We start from the raw sequence: 6,443 nt of genomic DNA, 5'->3' as shown, positions 1-6,443 counted from the left end.
AGGTAGATCCTCGAATAACTTGACGTTGCTCTGCTGACAGATTCTAAATCAGAAGGGCTGAGAGAAGCTGATGGTAACAAACCATTGGCTTCTTTTTAGTTCGCAGATTCTGTTAGCCATGAACTTTTTCAATCCTGATATACCTGTTATTTCTAAGAAGAAATCGGCACTTGAAATCGCTCCTGCTCCTGGATTGCTGCGAATTCATTGGCAGATTGGCGAGTTCACAATTCATTCTTCTTTTTATACAAAACACGACCAAGCGTGCCTGCTGTGGAGCTTGCTTTCGGGTAGTATTTTTGTGATTGCTCAATTCCTGCCCGTAAGCTGGATTACGCAGGCAATCTTTGCTTCTGGTGTCACGCTGGTGGGCATCGCGGGCATGATTTACCTGACCTGGTATCTCACCGCAGAACGACGGCTGGCGATCGTCCTATTTGCCTGGGCGGGGTTGATGCTGCTTGGTGCGATTGTCACTGATCTGAGCATTCTTTTGAGCTGGCTTCCTGTACTCACTCATATCTGCGCGTTCTGGCTGAGCCTCAGCACGATCGGCTATTTAATTACGGCGATCGGAATGCGCTCACGGGCGTTTTTTCTGGCGGCGTTGCTGCATCTAGTCGCGATCGGGATTCTGCCCTATGTGGCATCCTGGCAGCCCTTAACGACGGGCATTGTCATTGGCTGTAGTGTGTATTTGATTGCCGAACTGCAATGGGACTCAAACGGAGTTTGTGGGCATCAGGTGCGGCAGGGAGAGCGGGAGGAATGGGTAGGTGAGTGGATGGGAAATGGGGAGATGGTGGGATGAGGAGATGGGATTACGAGTAGCTTATCTCCGTCTGATTCACTGCTGATTCCTGCTTAATTCCTACCTACATTCCTATCTAATTCACGAATGCTCTAAAAAATGCTCTAAAGCAGATAGCGCATCTTTATTTCGATCGCTGTTGCGGGGCCAGAGACGCTTACTGCCGTTTCGTTAAAGCTGGGTGGACCCAGGCGAATCGTTGGATTGCCCGAAAATCCAAAGCCTTCGATTGGAATCCCCAAAAAGTTTTGATTTGCCTGTCCATCGCTGTTGGAATCGTGCAGTACCGCAACCGCGTAGGTTCCTGGGGACAAGCCGCTAAAGTTCACTCGAATGGGCTGTCCTGTTAATGCCACACACTGCTGCTGGATGGCTCGCTCGCCTTCTGTAGGAAACCCATCATCGTCGGCAAACAGATTGAGGCAGACCTGTCCCTGGCGATTTCTCAGTCCATCGATATTTACCGTTAATTGGCTAGTCGGCGCAGCGTGGGCAGCGGGAAAAAACAGACTTAGCGCAGTGAGCAAAGCAGCACAAGTTTTGAAACGAAAGGTCATAGCAGCTCCAATCATAAGGACTTAAATCCCCACTGAATCATCTGCGCTCTTACTATTAATCATCCACTAATCATCTACCAGCAGTGGCATTACACCATCCGGTGCGAAAGGATGTCTATCAAGCGCAGGGTCACAGAGGGGATACCGCTTCTTATTGTTGTTGAGGGTAGGAACAGATGGCAATTTTTTTGCGATCGTCTTTCCTGACCCAGCAGTGGATTCGTGCATCGTTATCTATTCACTGTTGATTCACATCACTATCTATTCCCAGTGGAGCAAGGCGGGACTAGGGTTTCGCTCCCAAGAGGGAGCATTTTCTGTAACAGAAGATTGCTGGCGAGCGTTACAGCGAGAATTTACCGGAGATTTGTTTCTTGAGAGGGATTGCATAAATTCAAACCTCCACGAATCTCCCTTAGGAGGGATACTCGAAGCCGACTTCAGAGGGTGATACTGAAGTGATACAAACTTTTGATTCCCTACTGATTCCCGATTGATTTTCCATTAATCAATTTCTTGCGCTCGCCGCGACACATCCGCCGTAACGCATTCGGTTTTTATTGCTCTAAATAAAGCTTTTTTACTTTTTTCAATTAAATCTCAATCAAACGCTTTGCATTGGCTGGGCTAACGCGACTGGCTCAGGCGATTTGCAGCTATACTTGCCCTTAAATTCTCAATTCTGTTGGTTACTTTTGTGCCATCTCTGTCTCGCGTTCCGTTTCTCACCTCCAAGCGCTGGTGGATTGCTTTACCTTTTGCATTTCTGCTGTTGTTCCTGGCGCATGGAACAGCACTGCTTTTTCGGGTACAGCCTGCGGTGTCGCTTTGGTTTCCGCCGTCTGGGGTAGCGATCGTTCTGACGCTGTGGCTGGGGCCGATCGGGGCAATCTTGGCCGGGCTGACTTCAGTCGTCATGGCTCCGCTGTGGGGCAGTGAAGGCTGGTATCGGCTGGTTGGACTCATTGATGCGATCGAGCCTCTGCTTGCCTGGTGTCTTTATCGCCAGTTTTTTCAGGGGTCACTGTTTCTCAGGGGTCTACGGAATGTGGTTGCGTTTCTGGTGAGTGCCCCGGTGATTGCCTGCGCTGCTTCGGCGATCGTTAGCTCAACGGTGCTGGTGGGGCTGGGGCGCATTCCGGGGGATGAACTTGCAGGCGTTATTGGCAAATGGTGGTTGGGCAATGCGATCGGGACGATGGCGATCGTTCCTACGGCACTGCTGCTCATTACGCCTGTTTTGTATCGATCGGGCTGGCTGGCGAAGTCCAGTTTTATGCTGGAGTCCAAGCTGTTTGCTTCCGATGATCCTGTTCCGTTTTCCTTGTCTCAAATTGTGCGCGCTGCCCCCTGGACAGAGCTGCTGTTTTTGCTGCTTACCTGTGCAACTACAGCAGTGCTGACCGTGCTCGAAAGTCAACACGCGGACTATTCATTTCAGCTTTTCTCGCTGCTAAGCTTTGTGCCGATTCTCTGGGCAGCGGCGCGGTTCGGTGCAACGGGTGGCATGACGATCGCCAGCCTGTGTGTCATCCTGACGCTGCTTGCCTATCTGGTGGTCTATCCCAATGTAATTCTGTTGCCCAGCTTTCCCGTTTTGATGGGCGTTTTTAATATTCACAAGTTCAGTTTGCTGGTGCAGTGTGCGGTGAGCCTCTTTGTGGGAACCGCAATGACCGAGCGGGCAGCGGCGCAGGTGGCACTGGCAGTAGAACGGGTACGAACCCGAGAAAGTCAGGCAAGAGCATTGCTGGCAGAACAGTTGGTGCAGCTCAACTACTCGCTTACGGAAGCCAACCAGCAGCTTCAGCAGAGCGAAGAGCGGTTTCGTACCTCGGTTGAGAATATGCTCGACTGTTTTGCCATTTACTCGACGATTCGGGACGAGTCAGGACAGATTGTGGACTTCAGGACGGAGTATGTGAACCCCGCTGCCTGTGACAATAACCAGATGACGAAAGAAGAGCAAATTGGCAGAGGCTTATGTGAGCTGTTGCCCAATTACAAAGCGTCGGGCTTGTTTGACAGGTATTGTCATGTGGTGGAAACGGGAGAACCCCTGGTCAAAGATTCGCTCGTTTATGCCGACTACTACAATGGCAAATACCTGCGGCGCGCCTTCGAGCTCCGTGCAGTTAAGCTAGGCGATGGCATTGCTGCAACTTGGCGCAATATTACCGATCGCAAAGAAGCTGAAGACGAGCTATTTCGCCGTAAGCAGGAGTTTAAGGCACTGGTGGAAAACTCGCCGGATATCGTTTCTCGCCTGAATGCTGAACTGCGCCACGTTTATATCAATCCTGCGATCACCCGCGTTACCGGAATTCAGTCGGAAGACTTTATCGGCAAAGATTATCTGGAGTTAGGGTTTTCTAGCAAAGAAGCTCAGCTCTGGCGCTCGGCGATCGGGCGCGCCTTTGAAACCGGAAAGGAACAGACGATCGAGTTTGAGCTGTCTGCCCCGACTGGGGAAGATCGCTATTATCAGGCTCGATTTGTGCCAGAATTTGACGTGAATCATGCCGTTGAGACGGTGCTGGGGGTGACGCGAGATATTACCGACCTGAAGCGAACTGAAGCTGCCCTGCGTCGCAGTGAGGAGCTATCTCGCACGGTGCTGAGAAATTTGCCTAACGGGGCGGTGCTGATGTTCGATCGCGATTTGCGCTACACCCTGGCAGAGGGATCTGCGATTGAGCAAGCAGGTTTTAGCAGCAAAGACCTGGAAAATCAGCTGATGCAGGACGTGATGCCGCCGGAAGCCTTCGACCAGCTTGAGCCGCTCTATCGCAGCGCGCTACAAGGAGTTTCCTCGCTGGAAGAAGTCTGGTATGGCAATCGCCTTTATCTGGTGAATGGAGTACCTGTGAAGAACGATCGGGGCGACATTACTGCCGGCATGGTGATTATTCAGGATATCACCGAGCAGGATGCTGCCCAGCGCGAACGTCAGAAAGCCGAAGCCGCCCTGCGTCAGTCCGAAACACGCTTTTCTCGACTGGCAGAGAACGTTCCGGGCGTGATTTATCAGTACTGGATGCACCCAGACAGTAGCGATCGGTTTAACTACATCAGCTCTGCCTGTGTCGATCTCTATGAGGTGGAAGCCGATATTCTGCTGCAAAATACAGCTCTAACCTGGAGTGTAATTCATCCTGATGACTTGGAGGCGTTCCGGCAGTCGCTTGCGGATGCCGTTGAGCAAAACCGTGAGTGGTCTTGTCAGTGGCGCATTATTACCCCTTCGGGCAAGCTGAAGTGGGTGCAGGGTCGGGCAAAATCCGAACGGCGAACCGATGGCGTCATTATTTGGGATGGATTGCTGCTGGATGTCACCGAGCGAGTGCAGGCAGAGAAAGCCCTGAAAGCCAGTGAAGTTCGCCTGCGAAGCGTGATTGATTCCAATTTGATTGGCGTATTTTTTGGGTCGCTTGAAGGAGCTATTACCGACGCAAATCAAGCATTTTTGCAAATTACAGGCTACAGCCGCGAAGACCTGGAACAGGGAGAACTGCGCTGGGCAGAACTTACCCCGCCTGAATATTTCGATCGGATGCAGACCGGAGCCGCAGAAATCAGGACGCTCGGAACCTGTACCCCGTTTGAGAAAGAGTTTATTCGCAAAGATGGCAGCCGCATCTGGGTGGAAATTGGCGGCGCGATGATCGGCAATGGGGAAGGCGTGGGCTATGTGCTGGATCTGACCGAACGCAAGCGAATCGAATCGGAACGTGCCCAAATTTTGGCGCGAGAACAGGCAGCCCGCAAACAGGCAGAAGCCGCCAGCCGTACGAAAGATGAATTCCTCGCGATCGTTTCCCACGAGCTGCGATCGCCCCTGAGTGCAATGCTGGGCTGGTCGCGCCTGCTGGTAACACGCGAAATGGACGCAACCACGACTCGTAAGGCACTGGAAGCGATCGAGCGCAATGCTCAGGCGCAAACCCAACTCATCGAAGATTTGCTCGACATCTCGCGGATTATTCGCGGCAAAGTGCGGCTTTATACTCGTCCGGTGAACCTGGTGCAGGTGATCGAAGCGGCGATCGACACCGTCCGCCCCACTGCAGACACCAAATCGATCGCGCTCAATTTGCAGATGGATGTCCGTTCCCCGGTCAAAGTTTCTGGCGACCCCGATCGGCTTCAGCAGGTAATCTGGAATTTGCTTTCTAACGGCATTAAATTTACGCCTAATGCTGGTCGGGTCACGGCTCGGCTGTCGATCGTCACGCAGGCGCAGTTCCAGGCTGGCTCGCAGCACAACGCTTCTGAGCTGCCCACCCTTATGCCTGATGTTGCTTATGCTCAGGTTCAGGTCATCGATACGGGGAGAGGCATCAGCGCAGAATTTCTGCCTCAGGTATTCGATCGCTTCCGGCAGGCAGAAAGTGCAACCACCCGAATGCAAGGGGGTTTAGGGCTGGGACTGGCGATCGTTCGCAATCTGGTCGAGCTGCACGGCGGCTTTATTCAGGCAGAGAGCGATGGCGAAGGAAAGGGAGCGACATTCACGGTGTATCTGCCGCTGCTGCCCACCCAGTTGACCAATCCCGAAGATGCGCCTCCAAGCATTATTCCCGCTGCTGCAAATTTAGAGGGCATCTGTGCTTTAGTGGTGGATGACGAGGCAGATGTGCGCGAGCTGCTGATGACCATTCTGGAGCAATATGGCGTACGGGTGCTGACGGCAGCATCTGCTCAGGAGGCACTGGAAAAACTGGATCGATCGCAGCCCGACATTCTGCTCAGCGATATTGGAATGCCTACCGAGGATGGCTACGCGCTAATTCGACAGGTGCGGCAGCGATCGAGCGATCGAGGCGGACAAATTCCTGCCGCCGCAATTACTGCCTTTGCCCGCGAGGAAGACCGGGTGCAGGCAATCAACGCCGGATTCGACGTTCATATTTCAAAGCCGATCGAGCCTGCCCGATTGATTACGGTAGTGACTAATTTGGTGAATCGCCGGAAGTAATGGATTCTGAATCTTCTGACTCCAGCGTCCTCTGGGCAAGCGAGTGCTGAATACTGCCTTCCCCGTAGCCCAGGTCATACAGGCTTGACTGCTCTGG

The 6,443-nt window shown here is 52.6% G+C and carries 4 protein-coding genes; 2 read left to right on the top strand and 2 right to left on the bottom strand.

Annotation, left to right across the window (positions count from 1 at the left end; all coding sequences use genetic code 11):
• The first annotated feature begins 118 nt into the window (after positions 1-118).
• The gene (locus H6F80_RS00705; protein ID WP_190789704.1) at positions 119-811 is read left to right on the top strand and encodes a hypothetical protein; all 693 of its coding nucleotides are present in this window, start codon (positions 119-121) and stop codon (positions 809-811) included.
• Between the two features lie 104 nt (positions 812-915).
• Here the strand turns inward: H6F80_RS00705 and H6F80_RS00700 are convergent, their stop codons facing one another.
• Both H6F80_RS00700 and H6F80_RS00695 read right to left on the bottom strand, forming a co-directional pair.
• Complete coding sequence (locus H6F80_RS00700) at positions 916-1,368, bottom strand: DUF2141 domain-containing protein (RefSeq protein WP_190789703.1); 453 nt, start codon at positions 1,366-1,368, stop codon at positions 916-918.
• A gap of 66 nt (positions 1,369-1,434) precedes the next feature.
• Positions 1,435-1,596 carry a hypothetical protein gene (locus H6F80_RS00695; protein ID WP_190789702.1) on the bottom strand — a complete coding sequence of 54 codons (162 nt, stop codon included), beginning with the start codon at positions 1,594-1,596 and terminating at the stop codon, positions 1,435-1,437.
• Between the two features lie 469 nt (positions 1,597-2,065).
• Between H6F80_RS00695 and H6F80_RS00690 the strand changes: the two genes are divergently transcribed.
• A complete protein-coding gene (locus H6F80_RS00690; protein ID WP_190789701.1) occupies positions 2,066-6,346 on the top strand; it encodes a PAS domain S-box protein in 4,281 nt (1,426 codons plus the stop codon).
• Positions 6,347-6,443: the final 97 nt, after the last annotated feature.

The sequence above is a fragment of the Leptolyngbya sp. FACHB-711 genome (assembly GCF_014695615.1).
Classification (GTDB): domain Bacteria; phylum Cyanobacteriota; class Cyanobacteriia; order Elainellales; family Elainellaceae; genus Leptolyngbya_A.
The sequence above is the reverse complement of the archived record's forward strand: the minus strand, read 5'-3'. Positions and strand labels throughout refer to the sequence as shown.

Coding starts and splice junctions, on each gene's coding strand:
- H6F80_RS00695 (WP_190789702.1), bottom strand. CDS start 1,596: ATGCACGAATCCACTGCTGGGTCAGGAAAGACGATCGCAAAAAAATTG.
- H6F80_RS00700 (WP_190789703.1), bottom strand. CDS start 1,368: ATGACCTTTCGTTTCAAAACTTGTGCTGCTTTGCTCACTGCGCTAAGT.
- H6F80_RS00705 (WP_190789704.1), top strand. CDS start 119: ATGAACTTTTTCAATCCTGATATACCTGTTATTTCTAAGAAGAAATCG.